General features: G+C 57.0%; 19 protein-coding genes and 3 pseudogenes. 18 read left to right on the forward strand and 4 right to left on the reverse strand.

Annotated features, from left to right (window positions below):
* Positions 1–205: 205 nt before the first annotated feature.
* Positions 206–655 (reverse strand): MFS transporter, encoded by a 450-nt coding sequence (locus M3I56_RS38175; protein WP_254358351.1) that lies wholly within the window; start codon positions 653–655, stop codon positions 206–208.
* Between the two features lie 50 nt (positions 656–705).
* Here M3I56_RS38175 and M3I56_RS38180 point away from each other — a divergent pair.
* Positions 706–893, forward strand: a pseudogene (locus M3I56_RS38180) (phenylacetic acid degradation protein PaaN); the annotation flags it as partial.
* Positions 894–1,095: 202 nt separating this feature from the next.
* On the opposite strand, the gene M3I56_RS38185 reads toward M3I56_RS38180, so the two are convergent.
* Positions 1,096–1,455: a DUF4148 domain-containing protein gene (locus M3I56_RS38185; RefSeq protein WP_309249220.1), complete on the reverse strand. Its 360-nt coding sequence runs from the start codon at positions 1,453–1,455 to the stop codon at positions 1,096–1,098.
* Between the two features lie 1,043 nt (positions 1,456–2,498).
* Here M3I56_RS38185 and M3I56_RS38190 point away from each other — a divergent pair.
* Positions 2,499–2,597 carry a hypothetical protein gene (locus M3I56_RS38190; protein ID WP_254358367.1) on the forward strand — a complete coding sequence of 33 codons (99 nt, stop codon included), beginning with the start codon at positions 2,499–2,501 and terminating at the stop codon, positions 2,595–2,597.
* Positions 2,598–3,017: 420 nt separating this feature from the next.
* On the opposite strand, the gene M3I56_RS38195 is transcribed toward M3I56_RS38190, so the two are convergent.
* The gene (locus M3I56_RS38195; RefSeq protein ID WP_254358352.1) at positions 3,018–3,707 is read right to left on the reverse strand and encodes a GntR family transcriptional regulator; all 690 of its coding nucleotides are present in this window, start codon (positions 3,705–3,707) and stop codon (positions 3,018–3,020) included.
* Between the two features lie 80 nt (positions 3,708–3,787).
* Here M3I56_RS38195 and M3I56_RS38200 point away from each other — a divergent pair, with 80 nt between their 5' ends.
* The 16 genes and pseudogenes from M3I56_RS38200 to M3I56_RS38275 form a co-directional block, all read left to right on the forward strand.
* On the forward strand, positions 3,788–4,990 hold the full coding sequence (locus tag M3I56_RS38200; protein ID WP_254358353.1) for an acyl-CoA dehydrogenase family protein: 1,203 nt from the start codon (positions 3,788–3,790) through the stop codon (positions 4,988–4,990).
* Positions 4,983–6,062 (forward strand): phosphotransferase family protein, encoded by a 1,080-nt coding sequence (locus tag M3I56_RS38205; protein WP_254358354.1) that lies wholly within the window; start codon positions 4,983–4,985, stop codon positions 6,060–6,062. The genes M3I56_RS38200 and M3I56_RS38205 overlap by 8 nt, the downstream gene beginning before the upstream one ends.
* Positions 6,059–7,213, forward strand: a complete 1,155-nt coding sequence (locus M3I56_RS38210) for a Re/Si-specific NAD(P)(+) transhydrogenase subunit alpha (protein ID WP_254358355.1) — start codon at positions 6,059–6,061, stop codon at positions 7,211–7,213. Before M3I56_RS38205 ends, M3I56_RS38210 begins: the two co-directional genes overlap by 4 nt.
* Before the next feature lie 11 nt (positions 7,214–7,224).
* Positions 7,225–7,536 (forward strand): NAD(P) transhydrogenase subunit alpha, encoded by a 312-nt coding sequence (locus M3I56_RS38215; protein ID WP_254358356.1) that lies wholly within the window; start codon positions 7,225–7,227, stop codon positions 7,534–7,536.
* Entirely contained in the window at positions 7,536–8,990 is a 1,455-nt protein-coding gene (locus M3I56_RS38220; RefSeq protein WP_254358368.1) for an NAD(P)(+) transhydrogenase (Re/Si-specific) subunit beta, read from the forward strand. Before M3I56_RS38215 ends, M3I56_RS38220 begins: the two co-directional genes overlap by 1 nt.
* 68 nt (positions 8,991–9,058) lie before the next feature.
* Positions 9,059–10,561, forward strand: coding sequence for a CoA-acylating methylmalonate-semialdehyde dehydrogenase (locus M3I56_RS38225; RefSeq protein WP_254358357.1), 1,503 nt, complete (start codon positions 9,059–9,061; stop codon positions 10,559–10,561).
* A gap of 26 nt (positions 10,562–10,587) precedes the next feature.
* Entirely contained in the window at positions 10,588–11,487 is a 900-nt protein-coding gene (gene mmsB / locus M3I56_RS38230) for a 3-hydroxyisobutyrate dehydrogenase (protein ID WP_254358358.1), read from the forward strand.
* Positions 11,488–11,543: 56 nt separating this feature from the next.
* Complete coding sequence (locus tag M3I56_RS38235; protein WP_254358359.1) at positions 11,544–12,320, forward strand: enoyl-CoA hydratase; 777 nt, start codon at positions 11,544–11,546, stop codon at positions 12,318–12,320.
* 50 nt (positions 12,321–12,370) lie between these two features.
* The gene (locus M3I56_RS38240) at positions 12,371–13,120 is read left to right on the forward strand and encodes an electron transfer flavoprotein subunit beta/FixA family protein (RefSeq protein WP_254358360.1); all 750 of its coding nucleotides are present in this window, start codon (positions 12,371–12,373) and stop codon (positions 13,118–13,120) included.
* Positions 13,121–13,130: 10 nt separating this feature from the next.
* Entirely contained in the window at positions 13,131–14,072 is a 942-nt protein-coding gene (locus tag M3I56_RS38245; RefSeq protein WP_254358361.1) for an electron transfer flavoprotein subunit alpha/FixB family protein, read from the forward strand.
* Between the two features lie 15 nt (positions 14,073–14,087).
* Positions 14,088–15,236 carry an acyl-CoA dehydrogenase gene (locus tag M3I56_RS38250; protein WP_375541869.1) on the forward strand — a complete coding sequence of 383 codons (1,149 nt, stop codon included), beginning with the start codon at positions 14,088–14,090 and terminating at the stop codon, positions 15,234–15,236.
* Positions 15,237–15,245: 9 nt separating this feature from the next.
* On the forward strand, positions 15,246–16,409 hold the full coding sequence (locus M3I56_RS38255; RefSeq protein ID WP_254358362.1) for an enoyl-CoA hydratase/isomerase family protein: 1,164 nt from the start codon (positions 15,246–15,248) through the stop codon (positions 16,407–16,409).
* A gap of 48 nt (positions 16,410–16,457) precedes the next feature.
* Positions 16,458–17,207, forward strand: a complete 750-nt coding sequence (locus M3I56_RS38260; RefSeq protein ID WP_254358363.1) for an SDR family NAD(P)-dependent oxidoreductase — start codon at positions 16,458–16,460, stop codon at positions 17,205–17,207.
* 69 nt (positions 17,208–17,276) lie between these two features.
* A pseudogene (locus M3I56_RS38265) lies at positions 17,277–17,435 on the forward strand (NAD(P)(+) transhydrogenase (Re/Si-specific) subunit beta); the annotation flags it as partial.
* 50 nt (positions 17,436–17,485) lie between these two features.
* Complete coding sequence (locus M3I56_RS38270; RefSeq protein WP_254358364.1) at positions 17,486–18,664, forward strand: enoyl-CoA hydratase/isomerase family protein; 1,179 nt, start codon at positions 17,486–17,488, stop codon at positions 18,662–18,664.
* Between the two features lie 34 nt (positions 18,665–18,698).
* Positions 18,699–19,236 (forward strand): annotated as a pseudogene (locus M3I56_RS38275) (electron transfer flavoprotein subunit beta/FixA family protein); the annotation flags it as partial.
* Positions 19,237–19,476: 240 nt separating this feature from the next.
* On the opposite strand, the gene M3I56_RS38280 reads toward M3I56_RS38275, so the two are convergent.
* A partial coding sequence (locus M3I56_RS38280) for a hypothetical protein (RefSeq protein ID WP_254358365.1) occupies positions 19,477–19,749 on the reverse strand: 273 nt, incomplete at its 5' end.

Consider the following 19,749-nt stretch of genomic DNA (forward strand, 5'->3'; position numbering starts at 1 on the left):
GGACCAGGCGTTCCCGTCTAACCGTCTGCTCGCCTCGGCCACGCTCGACCGGCTGCGCCACAACGCTTATTGCCTCGTGCTCGACGGTCACTCCTATCGAAGCCCGCGGCACCTTCCGGAGCATCACTTGAACCTTGCAAACGCGACTTAAACGGCCCATTCTTAAACCACAAAGATGCTCGTTTCTACCCACTTCTGCTGGCGCCTATATGCCGGAAATACCCGGCTCCTTTATGCCGGAAGGTGACAGGCCGACTTTCTGCAGGTTCGAGACGCCCAACTCGCGTATGACCGTCGGCAACCAGAAGGTCAGTCCGTACGATCCGCACAGCATGGCGTAGAGCACGAAGCTCAGCAGATAGACCTTTGGATCGGCGAACGCAGAGCGATGTGCAGTCGGCTTCGATTGGGCGCTCGTCAGCGATTCACTCACATCGCGTGTCACCATTGCACTTTCGGCGGCCGTGGGCCACGTAGCCTTGTCGGGGGAGTCGACGAGGTAGAGGAAGCACACGATCCCGAGCACGCTACTCGGCAGCCCTTCGATCAGAAACATCCATTGCCAGCCGCCCATACCGGACACGCCGTTCATGTTCTGAAGTATCCAGCCCGAGAGCGGTCCGCCGACCAGACCGGCCGCAGCCGTCGCAATCATGAACAAGCACTACCGCTTCACGCCCCGGATTTCGAATACGGTGCAATCTCATGTCCCATTCACTTTTTAGCAAGCACGAGAAGACCGTCGACGAAGCGCTTGCCGCCATCCAGACAAGCGGCTACTGGAGTCAGCCAGTGAAATGCCGAGATCCAGAGCGTATGGCGAAACCGCTGCGGCAGACGGCGAAGGCGCCTTCAGGCGGCATCTTGGTCAGCCCTTCGAACTCGACCGGCCCGGCATCAACGGAGATGGAAACTGCGTCAAAACGCGAACGAAAGCGCGACGAATGCGAACTACAGCGCGAAGCCTTGCCCCGGTGATGGACCAGTACTCACACCATGACGGGCGTTGTCAGCACAACCAGCCCCACGAATCGGGGCTGGTTTCGTGTAATACATCTCTGCAGATGATTTCAAGCGAAAGAACAACGGCTGGCGCTATTGAGTGGAACCTGCCGCTTGCCCGCGTTGTTCGGAGAGGATGCGAGACGTGTCCAATGCGGTACTGGGATAGTGGAAGAGGTCTAGAGGATCGAAACCAGCGGCGAACCAACGCTTTGCGTCTGCAATAACTTCGGCGCGGGTTTTGGGTGTCGACGGATCGTGCGGTGATGTGGAGACTTGTGCGAATGCGGACGCAATGCCGTTTACACTGAGCAGAATCCCAAACGCGACAGAGGTAATTCTTTTCATAAAAATCCTCCGAGTGGAGAGGATGGGATTTAATTGTAGATGATTCCTGGATGAATTGTGAGAAAGTAGACAACCTTCGTGAATCAAGACACATCCACTTGTCATCGTCTTTTTTGTCGACTTAAATCAGAATTAAAGAATCTCAGATATTGGGTTCTGCCCTCAGCGCCATCTGTACGACGTCAAGTCATCCATCGGATGCCGTTTCCGGGACTCCGCGAGCTCGATCGATCCGACGGTGACCGTTCTCACGCCGCTGGCAACGGACGCCTTAGGAGGGCACCGCGCTGCCAGGTTGCCGACAAACCAATGCGCGTTGGCACGCACAACGACCTACGCGTTGTCAGGTGGCGCGCCTTATAGCGGACCAGCAGACCCAAGGGCCAAAAGCCACAAGATAGCCGTCGGATTTACGACCTGAGCACATCCTCAACTCCGATACTTGGCAAATTCAGCGGGATGCATCTATTAGAAGTACGCCAAACTGAACGGCGCTTAGGTCTAAGGTTAGCAAGCCTGTTGCCCGCTCGGCCTCGGCAGGCTCGTCAGGCAAAAAATGAGGCGAGTTAAGTGAACTTGCGTTCATTGCTCAATCATATGAGTTGAATGGAGCAATGGTGTCCCTTAGAAGTGCCCAACAATTTGTTTGAGCAATATGGGCGCATCATGTTGTCGAACGCGAACTGTGATATGCGGGGAAAATGTGTTCTGGTGACCGGTACCTCAACCTGGCTCGGTGCTCACTTTGCCTCCCTGTTCGCGGCGCGCAAAGTCGAGGAATTTTGGTCGGGCAACGGATGGGTGTACTCGAAGAGATGGGCCAGCGCCTACGTGTCGAAGGGGGGATCGCGTCATGCATGCAGGTTGACTTCAATGGTGCTGCGTCGCGCAAGCCGAGGGCAGACTCCATTGGTGAGATCGATGTCCTGGTGAACAACGCTCGGCATCGTGACTCACTAGCCCGCCGTCCAGCACACCGAGTCTGAGTGGGATGCGGGTATCGACACCAATCTGAAGTCGACGTTTATCGTCGCCCTCGATGTTGCTCCAGCGCTGATATTGCGACAAAGGGCAACCAGCAATGTCAATCATTTCTAGGCATACGACAAGCTGGCAACGTGCTGCCGTACGCTGTTTCAAAGGCAGATGTGGTCCAGCTGAATAAATTACTCACGCTTGAATGGGCGCGCGATGGCATTCACGTCGACTCAATCGCTCCAGGCTACATAGAAACGGAACTCGATTAGGAGTTTTGGCGGACGGACGCCGGACGTGCTCATCAATCGCATACAGCAGCGGCACTAGGGGCGACTCGAAGACCTTGATGGCTCCATGCTTCTTCTTGCCTACGATACATCCCGCTACATGACGAGAACCGTTCTCGTCGTAGATGGTGGCCATCTGACGAGTAGCCGATGAATCAATGTCATTGCTATAAATCAATGTCATTGAGATAGGTTGACCTCTCCCCCTAGCGACATGCCGACAGAGGGATCGGTTTTCGAAGAGGCTTCTGACGGGTGCGGCGAGGTTTGCATTTTTCATGCCGGAACCATCTGGCCACGAGACTCTGAACGGCGTCCTTCGTCGATGGTATACGGTTGATTCTCCAGCGCGTGAGGGGCAATTGCGATTGTTCTTCCTCTTCAACTGAGGCACGATTCCCGTCAGGATCGTTTAGCGTAGTTGTCGCAAATGCAGGTCCTGACGTTCTGCACGTGCTGCCTACCTAGTTCTTCTGCGGCCTCCGTTTCCCCACTCGAGACAACGGCTACCATACGCCGGTAATCACGGACTCGTATTTGTTGCAGCATCGGCAGCCGGTGTTGCGCATACACAATCGGCATGCCAATCATTGGGAATAGCCGACGTAGTTCCCCGTTGTTCGCCATATCTAGTAGCGCGCGATACAAGACCCTACGAGACCGGTTAAACGTCGGGTCATCCCGGCTATCATGGGCTGCCTGAAGGTCATCGAGGCTTTGCATCAGAATCCGCTTCAGGTCCGGATACTCTTGCTGATGTGCCGCCGCTGACCTCAAAAGCAGGCCCGTCATTAGTTCTGCGACATCCAGAACCGCCATCGTATCCCTCAAGTCCAGCGTTCGAATCACCGCACCCCGGTGCTTCAGCAGCTCGATCACGCCTTCAGAGACCAGCCGCTGAAGGCCCTCTCGCACCGAGTTCCGGCTTACGCCGAAGGTCAGCGCCAGATCCGCCTCCACAAGCCGCTGCCCGGGGACAAACGTCTGGTTCTCTAGCCCTCGGATAACTCCATAAAACACCACGTCGGAGGCCGCGGCCGGGGCTTCGTCGCCAGTACTCGATTCAGTTCCGGGTTGTCGTTTTGTATTCATTTTCGAATCATAGCAGTTGAAGTCATCAATTTTGTCCTTTATGATTGTCCAACAATGAGGGTGAACAATAGGAGAAGAGCATGCTATTAACCCCGTGTCCTACTGAGCGCAGCCGCGAAATCGCTGCCCGAGTTGAGGCTTTCGTTCGCCATCAGGTGATTCCCTATGAGCGCGATCCCCGCCTGGGTTCCCATGGTCCCAGCGAAGACCTCGTTGTGGAGCTTCGTGCGAAGGCTCGGGCCGCTGGTGTGCTGACGCCTCACGTGTTGCCGAATGGTGAACACCTCACGCAGGTGGAAACCGCAGCGGTGCTCAAGTGCTCAGGCTTGTCCCCGCTGGGCCCCACGGCGGTCAATACGATGGCCCCTGACGAAGGGAACATGTTTCTGCTGGGCAAGGTCGCCAGTGAGGAACAGAAGGCCCGGTTCCTGGCACCGCTGGTGGCGGGCAATGTCCGGTCGGCTTTCTTCATGACGGAACCCGCAGACCAGGAAGGTGCGGGCTCGGACCCGGGCATGATCAAGACCGTTGCCCGCAAAGATGGTCAGGAGTGGGTCATCAATGGCGAGAAAACCTTCATTACCGGTGCAGTAGGGGCCCGAGTCGGCATCATCATGGCTCGCACTAGTGAAGACCACGAACTGGCCAAGGCAACGATGTTCCTGGTCGAACTTCCGAATGCGGCCATACAAGTCCAGCGCGTCCTGGACACCATCGACAGTTCGATGCCGGGTGGCCATTCCCGTATCGAGATTCGCGATCTGCGCGTGTCGGCCTCGCAGGTGCTCGGCGAGGTCAACGAAGGCTTCAAGTACGCGCAAGTCCGTTTGAGTCCGGCGCGACTCTCCCACTGCATGCGTTGGTTGGGTTTGGGTGTCCGTGCACAGGAAATTGCTGGGGCATACGCGACGAAGAGGCATGCTTTCGGCAAGCGCTTGATTGACCACGAAGGGGTGGGATTCATGCTGGCCGACAACCTGATCGACCTGCAGCAGGCGGCGTTGATGATCGACTGGTGTGCCTCTGTGCTGGACACGGGTGACCTGGGAACTACGGAAAGCTCCATGGCCAAAGTAGCCGTGAGCGAGGCGCTGTTCCGTGTTGCGGATCGTTGCGTCCAGGTCATGGGTGGCCAGGGTGTTAGCCGCGATACGGTGGTTGAACAATTTTTCCGCGAAGTCCGGGCATTCCGTATCTATGACGGCCCCACGGAGGTCCACAAGTGGTCGCTGGCCAAGAAGATCAAACACGCGGTATTGGCTTCGGAGTCCAGCAATGGCTGACGCAAATAAGTTCGGGGGCACGGGCCCTGTCCGTGAGGCCCACAAGTTTGACGTCGAGGCGCTCCATCAGTGGATGGTTCTCCACGTAGCAGGCTTCGAAGGTCCGCTCAAAGTGGAGCAGTTCAAGGGCGGTCAATCGAATCCTACGTACCGCGTAGTGACTCCCAGTCGGGAGTATGTATTGAGGCGCAAACCACCGGGTACGCTCTTGAAGGGTGCCCATGCGGTTGAGCGGGAAGCACGCGTCATGGCGGCCTTGGGTAAGATCGGATTCCCGGTGCCCAGGATTTACGGGTCGTGTGACGAGCCCTCTGTGATCGGATCTCCGTTCTTCGTCATGGAACTCGTGAAGGGGCGCATCTTCTGGGGCTCCACCTTTGAAGGTGTCAGCAACGAGGATCGCCACCTGTACACGATGGAAATGAATCGCGTACTGGCCCAATTGCACAGCGTGGATTACCAGGCCCTGGGCCTCGGTGACTACGGACGCGCGGGCCGGTATGTCGCGCGCCAGCTAGAGCGGTGGTCCAGTCAATACATGATGGATGAGCCGGACGCGGGCCGTCTGGACGAGATGGATCGCGTGATCGCGTGGCTCAAAGCCAACCTGCCTGAACGCGACGAGACGTCGTTGACGCACGGTGATTTCCGGGTCGATAACCTGATCTTCCATCCGGAAGAGCCTCGCGTGCTGGCGGTACTCGACTGGGAGCTTTCGACGCTGGGTGATCCGGTGGCTGACTTCGCCTACAACGCCATGATGTACAGGTTGCCCAGTGACATTCTGGGTGGCGTTGCGGAATTCGATTTGAAGGGGCTGGGTTTGCCCACGGAGCAGGAATACGTTGAAGCCTACTGCAGGGCCACGAATCGTACGCACGTTCCGGATTTTGACTACTACGTGGTGTTCAACATGTTCCGCTTCGCCGCTATCTTGCACGGCATAAAGGCCCGCGTCGCCCGGGGAACCGCAGTTTCCGAGGACGCAACGGCAGTCGGAAATCGATTTGCGAAGGTTGCCGGTTTCGCATGGAACGAGGCTCAACGTTCGAACAAGAGGAAGGCCGTATGAATATCGGAGTGCCAAAAGAGACCCGGACGGGCGAGTCCCGCGTGGCCGCCAGCCCCGAAACGGTCAAGAAGTACGTGGCCATGGGCCACCAGGTACTCGTCCAGTCGGGTGCAGGTTGGGAAGCCAGCTATTCCGACCAGGCATACACAGCGGCGGGCGCAACCATGGTGAGCGCGGAACAAGCCTTCGGTGCTGAACTCGTGCTCAAAGTCCAGGCCCCGACAGAAGAAGAATTGCCGCTGATGGTTCGGGGTTCTACATTGGTGGGCATGCTCGACCCCTTCAACGCCACGCAAGCACAAGTGCTGGCCGAGGCCGGAATCACCGCTTTCGCCATGGAAGCCGCTCCCCGGACGACTCGCGCACAGAGCCTGGACGTGCTGTCTTCGCAGGCCAACATTGCGGGCTATAAAGCGGTTTTGGTGGCCGCTGACCTGTATCCGCGCTTCATGCCCATGATGATGACAGCGGCAGGTACCGTGAAGGCCGCTCGCGTGCTGATTCTTGGCGCGGGCGTCGCGGGTTTGCAAGCCATTGCCACGGCCAAGCGTCTGGGTGCGGTGATTGAAGCCTCCGACGTTCGGCCTGCAGTGAAGGAGCAGATCGAATCGCTGGGGGCCAAGTTTCTGGACGTCCCTTATGAAACCGACGAAGAGCGAGAGTGCGCTGTCGGTGTTGGTGGCTACGCACGTCCAATGCCCAAGTCGTGGCTCGACCGTCAATCGGCATTGGTGAGCGAGCGCGCCAGGCAGGCTGACATCGTGATCAGTACGGCGCTGATTCCTGGCCGTGATGCACCGACGTTGCTCAGCACTGAAACGGTATTGGCGATGAAGCCGGGCTCCGTGGTCATTGACCTCGCAGCCGGAAAGGGTCCCGTTGTTGATTCTGCAACGGGCCGCCGTGGAGGCAACTGTCCGCTCACAGAGGCGGATGAGGTGGTGACGACTCATACTGGTGTCAACATTTGCGGGTACACGAATCTGGCTTCCCAGGTGGCATCGGACGCTAGTGCTCTATACGCGCGCAATCTCCTGGACTTCGTGAAGCTGGTCACAAAGGACGCGGCACTGAATATCGACCTCGCAGACGATATCGTAAGCGCCACGTTGCTGACCCGCGATGGTTCGCTGATGCGCAAAGCCGCCTAAGGACCCCCAAGATGGAAATCATCAACCATACCGTCATCAATCTGACCATCTTCGTCCTGGCTGTGTACGTCGGCTATCACGTGGTCTGGAATGTCACTCCGGCACTGCATACGCCACTGATGGCCGTAACCAATGCGATTTCTGCCATCGTGATTGTGGGTGCGATGCTGGCCACCGCATTGACGACCAGCGATCAGGCGAAGTATTTCGGGGCCGTCGCTGTGTTTCTGGCGGCTGTAAACGTCTTCGGCGGATTCCTGGTCACTCGCCGCATGCTCGAAATGTTCAAGAGCAAGAAGAGCGCGAAGAAGGAGAGTGCATGATGAGCATGAATATCGTTACGCTGCTGTACCTGGCGGCCAGCGTGTGTTTCATCCAGGCGCTTAAGGGTTTGTCGAATCCCCGTTCAGCTCGTCAAGGAAATGCGTTTGGCATGCTGGGAATGACTATTGCCGTCTTGACCACCGGGGCGCTGATTTTCAAGAAGTCGGCGGAACTCGGCGCTGATCTCCAGACGGGAATGGGCTTGCTCATCGTGGCCCTTTTGGTCGGCGGCACTATTGGTTCACTGTTGGCCAGGCGCGTCGAGATGACGAAGATGCCGGAACTCGTGGCGGCCATGCACTCGCTGATCGGTTTGGCTGCTGTGTGCATTGCCTACGCGGTGGTCTCGGAACCGCAAGCCTTCGGTCTGAGTGCTGAAGGCCAAGGGGTTGGATTTTTGCCTTTCGGAAACCGCATCGAACTCGTGATTGGGACTTTCGTTGGTGCCATCACCTTCAGTGGATCGGTTATCGCATTCGGGAAATTGTCAGGGAAGTACAAGTTCCGCTTGTTCCAGGGCGCCCCCGTGGTGTATCCGGGTCAGCACCTGATGAATCTGGTGTTGGCTTTGGCCATGGTGGGCTTCGGCACGATGTTCTTCCTTACCCAATCGTGGACGCCTTTCCTGACAATGACCGCGATTGCGTTCGCGCTGGGCGTGTTGATCATCATCCCAATCGGTGGCGCGGATATGCCGGTGGTGGTGTCGATGCTGAACTCGTACTCGGGGTGGGCTGCAGCGGGTATCGGTTTTTCGCTGAATAATGCGATGCTGATCGTTGCCGGGTCCCTCGTGGGTTCCTCGGGTGCGATCCTCTCGTACATCATGTGCAAGGCGATGAATCGCTCGTTCTTCAGCGTGATTCTCGGCGGATTCGGCGCGGAGGCCTCGGCAAGTGACAATGGTGGCTCCAAAGAGCAGCGCCCGGTTAAGTCGGGTTCCGCTGACGATGCCTCATTCATGTTGGGCAATGCTGAATCTATTGTCATCGTTCCTGGTTACGGCCTTGCGGTAGCTCGTGCACAACACGCGCTGAAGGAATTGACGGATAAGTTGGTGCAAAAGGGCGTGGATGTCCGCTATGCAATTCACCCCGTTGCTGGCCGGATGCCGGGTCACATGAACGTCCTTCTGGCGGAGGCCGAAGTCCCGTACGACATTGTGTACGAGATGGAGGACATCAACAGCGAATTCGGACAAACCGACGTGGTGCTGGTGCTGGGTGCAAACGACGTCGTGAATCCCGCAGCGAAGAACGATCCGAAGTCCCCGATCGCCGGTATGCCGATTATTGAGGCTTATAAAGCCCGTACGGTGATCGTGAACAAACGCAGTATGGCATCGGGTTACGCAGGTCTCGACAACGAACTGTTCTACATGGATAAAACCATGATGGTGTTCGGTGACGCGAAGAAGGTGATCGAGGATATGGTGAAGGCCGTCGAACACTGACGATTGACCACTGATTGAATACCCACGGCCCCACGCCACGGGCAGAAACACAACCATAGAGACGAAACATGACTGCAATTCAAACTGTGAAGTTGCTCATCAACGGCGAGTTCGTCGAATCGCAAACCAAAGAGTGGCGTGACGTCGTTAATCCGGCCACGCAAGAAGTGCTGGCCCGCGTTCCCTTCGCAACCGAAGACGAAATCAACGCAGCAATCGAAAGCGCCAATACGGCGTTCAAGACCTGGAAGAACACGGCTATCGGTGCACGTATGCGCATCATGCTGAAGTTCCAGGCGTTGATTCGCGAAAACATGTCGGAAATTGCGAAGGTGCTGACGGCAGAGCAGGGGAAGACGATTCCCGACGCGGAAGGCGATATCTTCCGTGGCCTCGAAGTCGTAGAGCACGCATGCTCGGTGGGTACCCTGCAGCAAGGTGGTTTCGCTGAAAACGTTGCTGGTGGCGTGGATACGTACACACTGCAGCAGCCTATTGGCGTCTGCGCTGGTATCACGCCGTTCAACTTCCCGGCCATGATCCCGCTGTGGATGTTCCCGATGGCAATCGTCTGCGGCAACACCTTCGTGCTGAAGCCCAGCGAACAAGATCCGATGTCCACGATGATGCTCGTGGAGCTGGCCATCAAGGCTGGGGTGCCCAAGGGCGTGCTGAACGTTATTCACGGCGGCAAGACTGCAGTGGACGCACTGTGCACGCACGAGCACGTCAAGGCCGTGTCGTTCGTGGGCTCGACCGCTGTTGGTACGCACGTCTACAACCTCGCAAGCGCTAACGGCAAGCGCGCGCAGTGCATGATGGGTGCGAAGAACCACGCTGTGGTGCTTGCGGATGCAAACCGTGAACAAACCACGAATGCGCTGGCCGGTGCCGGTTTCGGTGCAGCTGGCCAACGTTGCATGGCTACGTCCGTGGTGGTCCTCGTCGGTCAGTCGAAAGAATGGCTTCCCGAGATCGTTGAGAAGGCGAAGAAGCTCAAGGTCAATGCAGGCGTTGAAGCCGGTACGGACGTTGGTCCGGTGGTCTCCAAGGCCGCTAAGGAGCGCATCACGCGCCTGATCGACTCTGGCGTTGCCCAAGGTGCCACGCTCCTTCTGGACGGCCGCAACGTGAAGGTCCCGGGCTATGAGCAAGGAAACTTCGTCGGTCCGACGATCTTCAGTGACGTCACGACCGACATGGATATCTACACGCAGGAAATCTTTGGCCCTGTGCTGGTGGTCCTGACTGTGGACACTCTGGACCAGGCGATTGCGTTGGTGAACGCAAATCCGTTCGGAAACGGCACGGGGCTGTTCACGCAATCGGGCGCGGCGGCGCGCAAGTTCCAGGCTGAAATCGACGTCGGCCAGGTCGGGATCAACATTCCTATCCCGGTTCCGGTTCCGTACTTCTCGTTTACGGGTTCGCGCGGTTCGAAGTTGGGTGACCTCGGCCCGTACGGCAAGCAGGTCGTGCAGTTCTACACGCAGACAAAAACCGTTACCGCTCGCTGGTTCGACGACTCGACCGTGAACGACGGCGTGAACACCACGATCAGCCTGAAATAAGGCGCCAGACTTAGGAGGAGGCGGAAATGAAAATCGGATTTATCGGTCTGGGCCACATGGGTGCCCCGATGGCGCTGAATTTGTTGAAGGCCGGTCACACCGTGTCGGTATTCGATTTGAGTTCTTCGGCGATGGAAACGCTGGCGCAGGCCGGTGCCCGCAATGCAGTGTCGCCCAAGGACGCCGCAACGGGCGCTGAAGTGGTGGTGACCATGCTGCCCGCTGCGGCACACGTGCGATCCGTGCTCACCGCTGACGACGGCGTGTTTGCTGGCTGTGGCGATTCGGCGACAATTATCGATTCGTCCACGATTGATCCGACGACAGCGCGTGACATGGCTCGAATGGCAGAAGATCGCGGCCTGACGTTTGTCGATGCACCAGTTTCGGGTGGTACAGGCGGTGCCCAAGCTGGGACGCTGACTTTCATGGTCGGCGGTACCACCGAACAGTACGAGCACGTTGTGCCGGTGCTGAAGGGCATGGGCAAGAACATCGTGCACTGCGGTGGCGTGGGCACGGGTCAGGTCGCGAAAATCTGCAATAACCTCGTCCTGGGTATCACCATGGCGGGGACAGCTGAAGCCATGGCCCTCGGTGAATCGTTGGGCATCGACCCCCAGGTGCTGGCGGGCATCATGAATACCTCGACAGGCCGTTCGTGGTCTTCTGAGACCTACAACCCCTATCCGGGCGTTGTCAGTACTGCGCCTTCCAGCAGGGGTTATACGGGCGGCTTCGGTACTGATCTGATGCTGAAGGACCTGGGCCTCGCCGCAGATGCAGCGAAGTCGGCAAAACGACCTGCATTCATGGGTGCCATCGCCCAGCAGCTTTACCAAACGGCAAGCTCGCGTGGTCTGGGTGGTCTGGACTTCTCGTCCGTCATCGCGCTGTATCGCGACGGCGCCTCGGTAGCGAAGTAATGCCATAACGACGAAGAATAACGGGGCTTTGTTGCCTCGTTCCCAATATATTGACAATGATCGAACTTGCCTTCCATCACGACAGCGCTGTTGCCCAACTGACGCTGAATCGCCCGCCCGCCAACGCCTTCACGCCTGAGGGCCTGGATCACCTGCGGGAATGCATTGGGGAACTGAACAAGAACATTCGTGTTCGCGCCATCGTTATTACCGGCAATGGTCCGAAGTTCTTCTCTGCAGGCGCGGACCTGAATCAATTCGCTACAGGCAGCAAAGAAGCGGCACTTCGGGCTGCAGCGGCATTTGGTACCGCGTTCGAAGTCCTGCAGAATGCGCGCCCGGTGGTGATTGCGGCCGTTAATGGTTATGCGATGGGTGGCGGGCTCGAATGCGCGCTGTCTTGCGATATCCGCATTGCTGAACAGCAGGCGCAGATGGCTCTCCCCGAACCTGGCGTGGGCCTTCTGCCCGCTGGCTGTGGCACGCAAACGCTGCCTTGGCTTGTCGGTGAAGGCTGGGCTAAGCGCATGATTCTCACGGGCGAGCGAGTCACTGCTGAAACGGCTTTGCACATCGGCCTCGTGGAGGAAGTCGTGGAGCAAGGCAAGTCGCTGGAAGCTGCACTGGCCATGGCCGTGCGCGTGTTGAAGAACAGCCCGCAGGCCACTGACTTCAGCAAGCAATTGATTCATCAGGCACGCAACGGCATACCCCGTTCGGCGGCGCTGTCGGTGGAGCGCGAGCGTTTCGTTGATCTCTTCAGCGGCCCGAATCAGCGCGAGGGCACGAATGCATTCCTCGAAAAGCGCGTTCCCGTGTGGAAGTTTGAGTAATAACTCCCTTTGGCTGCCGATTAATTCGAAATGGCTGTTAAGAGATTCACATGAAAATTCTTGTACCTATCAAGCGCGTCGTTGACGCGAATATCAAGGTCAGTGTCAAGTCGGATGGTTCGGGCGTCGATCTGGCCAACATCAAGATGGCGATGAATCCCTTCGATGAAATCGCCGTCGAAGAAGCGGTTCGTCTGCGGGAAGCGGGTGCCGCTACTGAAATCGTGGTTGTCTCGGCGGGGGGTACGCAGGCGCAGGAAACATTGCGTACCGCGTTGGCGATCGGTGCTGATCGAGCGATTCTCGTGGAGACGAATGAAGAGCTTCAGCCGCTGGCAGTCGCCAAGATTCTCAAAGCCCTCGCGGACAAGGAGCAACCGCAGCTCGTGATTGCGGGCAAACAGGCTATCGATGACGACTCAAACCAAACGGGTCAAATGCTCGCGGCTCTTCTGGGTGTCGGGCAGGCCACGTATGCATCGAAGGTCGTTATTGCCGATGGACGTGCTGTGGTTACCCGTGAGGTCGACGGTGGTGCGGAAACGCTCTCGTTGAAGCTCCCGGCCGTGGTGACGACCGATCTGCGTTTGAACGAACCGCGCTATGTGACGTTGCCCAACATCATGAAGGCCAAGAAGAAGCCTTTGGACGTCACGAGCCCTGCTGATCTGGGTATCGATCCGGCACCGCGTTTGAAGACGCTGAAGGTTGCAGAGCCGGCGAAGCGCAGTGCAGGCCAGAAGGTCGCAGACGTCGCGACATTGGTGGCGAAACTTAAGAACGAAGCGAAGGCGATCTAAGGAGCCACAAATGACGATTCTGGTTATTGCCGAACACGACAACAAGTCGCTGAAGGCCTCGACGCTCAATACCATCGGTGCCGCACTGAAGATCGGTGGCGATGTTCACGTACTGGTTGCTGGGCATGATGTACAGGCCGTAGTGGACGCGACCGTAAAGGCCGACGGCGTGGCAGTAGTCGTATGCGCAGATGCTCCGCAGCTCGCAGATGGCTTGGCTGAAAACGTGACGGCCACCGTATTGGCTATCGCATCGAGTTACTCTCACATTCTGTTCCCTGCAACTGCCGCGGGTAAGAATGTCGCACCGCGCGTCGCCGCACTCCTGGACGTCGCGCAGATCAGCGACATTACTGCTGTCGTCAACGCCGATACGTTCGAGCGTCCGATTTACGCGGGCAATGCGATTGCCACCGTGCAAGCCACCGATGCGCAGAAAGTCATTACCGTTCGTACGACGGCATTCGACGCAGTTGCGGTTGGCGGCGAAAATACCGTCAACGTGATCCAGGCACTCAATGCTGTAGCGGACAGCGGCCTTTCGCAATTTGTTGGCCGTGAAGTGACGAAACTGGACAGGCCAGAACTGACGTCGGCAAAGATCATCGTTTCTGGTGGTCGTGGCCTCGGAAATGGCGAGAACTACGAGAGGGTGCTGACTCCGCTGGCTGATAAGCTTGGCGCGGCTCTCGGGGCATCGCGTGCTGCTGTTGACGCGGGCTATGTGCCCAACGATTACCAGGTGGGACAAACCGGCAAGATCGTGGCTCCGGGGTTGTACGTGGCGGTCGGTATCTCGGGTGCCATTCAGCATCTGGCGGGCATGAAGGATTCGAAGGTCATTATTGCCATCAACAAGGATGAGGAGGCTCCGATCTTCTCCGTTGCCGACTATGGCCTGGTTGGCGACTTGTTCGAGGCCGTGCCTGAACTCGTCGGCGCTCTGGCATAAGACATAACAGGGGGAGTGCCCGTGGACGATTTGTTCTACAACGAAGACCAACGCATGATTCGCGATGCTGCGCGTGATTTCGCCAGTGAGCAGTTGGCACCTAATGCAGCGCAGTGGGATCGCGACGGCCAGCTACCGGATGAGGTAGTCACGCAGTTGGGCGAGTTGGGGCTTCTCGGCATGGTCGTACCCCCGGAGCAGGGTGGGACGTATACCGACTACGTGGCCTATGCACTGGCCATTGAAGAGATCGCGGTTGGGTGTGCGTCGTGTGCGACGTTGATGAGTGTGCACAATTCGGTGGGCTGTGGGCCGATTTTGCAATTCGGTACCGAGGAACAGAAAGAGCGCTGGCTGGGCCCGCTTGCGAGCGGGCAGGCTATTGGCGCGTTTTGCCTGACTGAACCTCAAGCGGGCTCCGAGGCAAACAACCTGAAGACTCGCGCTGAACTCCGTAATGGCCAATGGGTGCTGAACGGCAGCAAGCAGTTTGTGACCAATGGTCAACGCGCCAAGATGGCCATTGTGTTTGGAGTCACTGACCCCTCGGCAGGAAAGAAGGGGTTGTCGGCGTTTATCGTCCCCACTGATACGCCGGGGTTCATCGTCGGGCACCCGGAAAAGAAGATGGGCATCCGGGCGTCGGATACGTGTCCGGTTACCTTGGACAACTGCGCAATTCCACAAGCCAACATGCTGGGCCGCCCAGGTGAGGGGTTGAAAATCGCGTTGGCAAATCTGGAAGGCGGACGCATTGGTATTGCCGCACAATCCGTTGGTATTGCCAGGGCTGCGTTCGGGGCCGCGCGAGTGTATGCCAATGAACGCCAGCAATTCGGCACCGCTATTATCAAGCATCAGTCAGTGGCCAACATGCTTGCCGATATGCACACGAGGATCAATGCCGCGCGCCACCTGGTGCATCACGCGGCGCGCTTGAGGACGTTGGGCAAGCCGTGTCTTTCGGAGGCTTCGCAAGCGAAGCTTTACGCCTCCGAAATTGCCGAACAGGTATGTTCGTCCGCTATTCAGATCCACGGTGGTTATGGATTTCTGAATGACTATCCGGTTGAGCGTCATTACCGCGATGCACGGATTACGAAGATTTACGAAGGCACGAGCGAAGTCCAGCGCATTGTCATCGCACGACAACTCACCGACTGAGGATTAGAAATGAATGCCATACCCATGCCTACTCCCGATCAGGAAGTTTTGTTTCGTGTTGTCAATCGATGCGCCGTCGTCACACTGAATCGGCCGCAGGCCTTGAATGCGCTTACCCACTCAATGGTTCGCGAACTGGCAGTGATTTTGGAGCGAGTGCGCGCTGACGACCACATATTGGCCCTCGTGCTTGAAGGTCAGGGTCCCAAGGGCTTTTGTGCTGGCGGCGACGTGCGCACGCTCTACCAACAGGCGAAGGCTAGGGAGCGACAAGGCTCGAACGGTTGGCAGCAATTCTTTGTCGATGAATACAACCTCGATTACGCGCTCCACACGTTCGAGAAGCCCATAGTGGCGCTGATGGATGGCGTGACCATGGGCGGTGGTATGGGACTCGCACAGGCGGCGGATCTACGTGTGGCGACTCCGCGCACGAAGATCGCAATGCCGGAAACACGCATCGGTCTGTTGCCGGACGTCGGGGCCACGAGTTTCATGTCCAGGATGGACCCTGCATTGGAGCTTTACGTGGGGCTCACGGGGGCGCAACTCAGCGGGGCCGATGCCGTTTATTGCCACCTGGCGGACGTCTGCGTTGAAGCTCAATCGTTGGAGGGCTACGAAGACCGCCTACGAGAGGTCGAATGGGTAGAAAGCGATACCGTGGCTTCCGTTTTGGCTGTGTTGCGCAAAGTGTTTGCCGGTCACGATCAAGGAACCGCAAACTCAGTTCTCCCTTCATTCCTGCCGTTGATCAATCGGTATTTCGACTCCGGGAGGACGGTGAAGCAGATGGCATCGGATCTCCAGGGCGATCTCCTTGCGGATGACCTGGATAAGCAGCATACGGAGGCTGAAAGGAAGTGGCTGGAAGCCGCATTGGATGCCCTTACGCAATGCTCTCCTCTAATGCTTGAAGTCACGCGGGAGGCGTTGATTAGCGGTCGTGAAATGACGCTCGCCCAGTGCTTCCGTATGGAACTCGGGGTAGTGCGTAGAGCCTTGGAAGAAGGTGATTTCTGCGAGGGCGTTCGAGCATTGTTGATCGATAAGGATCGCAACCCTCATTGGAAACTGCATGCTCTCATGGAGGTATGGCCGCAGCACATACAGCATTACCTTTCGTGCCCATGGGGCACAGACAGTCACCCGCTGGTGGCACTCGGAAGGTAATCGCCAAGCAAGTAGTTACAAATCAGGTGAACAATATCAGGGGACATCATGAGCATAAACAGCGGCTTACAAGGGCGTCGAATCTTGATCACGGGGGCTACAAGTGGGCTGGGTGCTCACTTTGCATCTGTATTTGCTCGTCAAGGCGCGTCAGTGATTTTGACTGGACGACGTGAAGCTCTGCTCGAAGAACAGGTGAGAGGCTTTGCCAGTCAAGGTCTTGGTGCGTCATACATCGTAGCGGACGTCAACGATAGCGAGTCACGCAAGCACATCGCACAGACTGCGGGCGAGATCGACGTTCTGGTGAACAACGCGGGTATCGTGATCGACAAGCCCGCCACAGCGCAGACCGAGGCAGATTGGGATTCTGTAGTCGATACGAATCTCAAGTCGATGTTCTTCCTGGCACAGGAGATGCTGGAAGGTCTCAAAGCGCGATCAGGGGCGGTGATTAACATCGCATCGATCTTGGGTCTGAGACAGGCAGGATCAGTCATGCCCTATGCGGTATCCAAGGCTGGCGTGATTCAGTTGACCAAGACGCTGGCGCTCGAATGGGCACGCTACGGCGTGCGCGTCAACGCCTTAGCACCAGGTTATATCGAAACAGAGTTGAACGCCGAGTTTTGGTCTACCCCGGCCGGGCTAGCGATGATCAAGCGCATCCCGCAACGTCGTCTTGGTCGCCTCCAGGATCTCGATGGCCCAATCCTTCTTCTCGGGTCTGACAGCTCTGCGTACATGACGGGCTCGGTGATCGTCGTAGACGGCGGCCACGTGACGAGTAGCCTTTAAGCAACGAAAAGAGCGATAAGACATGCCGTCGACTCCTTATCGATTGCTCGCTTAACAAGGCGGCCACGCGCTGGAAGTGCAGCAGGCGGTGGTTCGAAAGAGCACCGTTCTGTTACGTCAGGTTCGGCTGACGACGCTACGTTCATGCTCTCGAATGATGAGTCCGTTGTGCTCGTTCCCGGTTACGGCCTCGCGGATGCTTGCGCTGCGCGCGCACTCAAAGAACTTCCTCCGGTTTGGGCGTAATACTGATCACCTGATAGACTGAGTTGAATGCGATGTTGCCTGTATTTGCTTCTAGAGAACTCACTGACGCGCCCGCCGTGTTGTTTCGGGTGGTCAATCGTGTAGCAATCATTTCGCTGAATCGTTCCGACTCCTTGAATGTGTTGTCATACGATACAGTGCTCGTTATCTCTGCACTACTCAAGCGGTGTCGCGCCGATAGCGATATCGTAGCCGTGATTTTGCGGAGCAGTGAAGGGCGCGCGTTTTGTGCTGGCACCAACGTGGTAAGCCTATACGAGTCTGTAGTAGCTCGTAACTCAAAATGGAAAACGTTCATCGTAGATGAGTATCGACTGAACTATGCGTTACACGCGTTCCCGAAACCCGTAATCACACTACTCGATGGTGCGACCTTCGGTAGCGGTATGAGTCTCAGTCAGGGTGCGTGGCTTCGCATCGTTACCGAAAGAGCGAAGCTGACGATGACGGAAACACGTATTGGGTTAGTGCCCAATATGGGAACTAGCTACTTCCTCAAGAAAACGCGAGTTGACTCTGCACTGTACCTCGCACTCACAGGCGCTACTCTGAGCGCTCCGGGTGCTATATACATGGGGCTTGCAGACCTGTGCGTGTCCTCTCAGTCGTTGCTCACACTTGAGGATCGTCTCAGGAAGATACCGAGTTCCAAGCTCGATCCTATGTTTCCAGATGTAATGTTGAAGACACTACGTGCCTTGTTCGAGGAGCTGGACACGGGGGTAGTGCCTGAGACCTATGTGCCGCACCATGCGCTCGAACCGGTGATGACCTATATGCGCCTCATATTCGCTTCGCGCAACAGCATCGAAGACATCATGTCTGCGTTGGGCCGCGCTGTAGTCTCGGAGCAGGATCAGGTAGTGCGCACCTGGTTGAGCGATACACGTGAAGCACTGTTGAAACGAGCGCCAACCATGCTATATGTGGCGCGGGAGATGATCATTCGCGGGAGGCAGAGTAGCCTGAGAGAGTGCTTAAGGCGTGAACTCGGAGTCATTACCCGTTGTCTCGAGGATGGTGACTTCATGGAGGGCGTGCGTGCGTTCATGATTGACAAAGATAATCAACCGAAGTGGGCTCCGCATAGTCTGTGGGAAGTCAGAGAAGACCGCGTGCAGCATTACCTGCGTTCGCCGTGGGATTCAACTAATCATTTGTTTAACGATGTTGAAGCTCACTACCCGTGATTAGCGTACTTAAGTTTTGCTATCGGGGATCTACATGAAGCTTTTGATACCGATCAAACGCGTGGTAGACGCTAACATCAAAGTCAGTGTTAGGTCAGACGGTTGAGGCGTCGCTCTCGCGAACGTCTAGATGGCAATCAGCCCATTCGATGAAATCGCGGTCCAAGAAGCGGTCCGCCTCTACCGAAGTTGCTTTTGTCCCAGCTGGCGTTGCTCGGGCGCAGGAGACGTAGCGTACGGCACTCGCTATGGGCGCTCACCGCCCACTCTTGACCGATACTAACGTCGAACTTCAGCCGCTGGCTGGCGCCACGCTACTGAAGGTTGTCGCAGACAAAGAGCAACCCCGGCTCATTATCTTGCGCAAACAAGCAATCGACGATGACTCGAGCCAAACGGGTCAGATGTTCGCGGCCTTAGCTGGCCTGCCGCAAGCTACCTACGCCTCGAAGGTAGTAGCCGCGGACAATCGTGTTCAGGTCACGCGTGAGGTCGATGGCGGTTCGGAAACACTATCGCTGTCTCTTCGCGCAATCGTTACCAAGGATTTGCGCCTCAACGAGCCAGTATACTGAGCATCACCTTAGCTCGCCGTGGTCGGAGTGTCGACCATGCATGTGATAGTCGAAAATCTCTGAACACTCAGAGTTCTTTTAGCTAAATCCCTATCACACTGGCTGCGAGTGCGAACGCAGGTGCTACTACTAGAGCAACCGCACCAGTCCGGGTACGGAATACGATTGCTAGTAGCAAACCGCCGAAGAACACGGCGACTGCTAATGACAGAGGGAACAGCCAGGAAACGGTATGGGCTAGTGTCCATCCGATACTGATACTGCGTATTTCGGCGAAGCCGAACACGGATTTCGGTTGAAGTCGAACAGTGTTTCCGGAGGAAGATGAACAACCGTTTCGCTTGAAGTCGAACGGTTTCGGAGAATTCCGGAATTGGTGTTCGGCGCTCCGAAATGCGTGTTCATCTTCCCGAAATCGGTGTTCAGCCTGCCGAAACGGCTGTTCACCCCACCGAAATGCGTGTTCGGTGGACCGAAACGAAAGGTGTGGTTTCGGTTGGCGGTACTGCG

The sequence above is a fragment of the Paraburkholderia sp. CNPSo 3281 genome (genome assembly GCF_024206515.1).
Classification (GTDB): Bacteria; Pseudomonadota; Gammaproteobacteria; order Burkholderiales; family Burkholderiaceae; genus Paraburkholderia; species Paraburkholderia nodosa.

What these genes read in the sequence shown, in the direction of transcription:
- M3I56_RS38175 (WP_254358351.1), bottom strand. Translation starts at nt 655, where the DNA reads ATGATTGCGACGGCTGCGGCCGGTCTGGTCGGCGGACCGCTCTCGGGC.
- M3I56_RS38185 (WP_309249220.1), bottom strand. Translation starts at nt 1,455, where the DNA reads ATGACAAGTGGATGTGTCTTGATTCACGAAGGTTGTCTACTTTCTCAC.
- M3I56_RS38195 (WP_254358352.1), bottom strand. Translation starts at nt 3,707, where the DNA reads ATGAATACAAAACGACAACCCGGAACTGAATCGAGTACTGGCGACGAA.
- M3I56_RS38200 (WP_254358353.1), top strand. Translation starts at nt 3,788, where the DNA reads ATGCTATTAACCCCGTGTCCTACTGAGCGCAGCCGCGAAATCGCTGCC.
- M3I56_RS38205 (WP_254358354.1), top strand. Translation starts at nt 4,983, where the DNA reads ATGGCTGACGCAAATAAGTTCGGGGGCACGGGCCCTGTCCGTGAGGCC.
- M3I56_RS38210 (WP_254358355.1), top strand. Translation starts at nt 6,059, where the DNA reads ATGAATATCGGAGTGCCAAAAGAGACCCGGACGGGCGAGTCCCGCGTG.
- M3I56_RS38215 (WP_254358356.1), top strand. Translation starts at nt 7,225, where the DNA reads ATGGAAATCATCAACCATACCGTCATCAATCTGACCATCTTCGTCCTG.
- M3I56_RS38220 (WP_254358368.1), top strand. Translation starts at nt 7,536, where the DNA reads ATGAGCATGAATATCGTTACGCTGCTGTACCTGGCGGCCAGCGTGTGT.
- M3I56_RS38225 (WP_254358357.1), top strand. Translation starts at nt 9,059, where the DNA reads ATGACTGCAATTCAAACTGTGAAGTTGCTCATCAACGGCGAGTTCGTC.
- mmsB (WP_254358358.1), top strand. Translation starts at nt 10,588, where the DNA reads ATGAAAATCGGATTTATCGGTCTGGGCCACATGGGTGCCCCGATGGCG.
- M3I56_RS38235 (WP_254358359.1), top strand. Translation starts at nt 11,544, where the DNA reads ATGATCGAACTTGCCTTCCATCACGACAGCGCTGTTGCCCAACTGACG.
- M3I56_RS38240 (WP_254358360.1), top strand. Translation starts at nt 12,371, where the DNA reads ATGAAAATTCTTGTACCTATCAAGCGCGTCGTTGACGCGAATATCAAG.
- M3I56_RS38245 (WP_254358361.1), top strand. Translation starts at nt 13,131, where the DNA reads ATGACGATTCTGGTTATTGCCGAACACGACAACAAGTCGCTGAAGGCC.
- M3I56_RS38255 (WP_254358362.1), top strand. Translation starts at nt 15,246, where the DNA reads ATGAATGCCATACCCATGCCTACTCCCGATCAGGAAGTTTTGTTTCGT.
- M3I56_RS38260 (WP_254358363.1), top strand. Translation starts at nt 16,458, where the DNA reads ATGAGCATAAACAGCGGCTTACAAGGGCGTCGAATCTTGATCACGGGG.
- M3I56_RS38270 (WP_254358364.1), top strand. Translation starts at nt 17,486, where the DNA reads ATGTTGCCTGTATTTGCTTCTAGAGAACTCACTGACGCGCCCGCCGTG.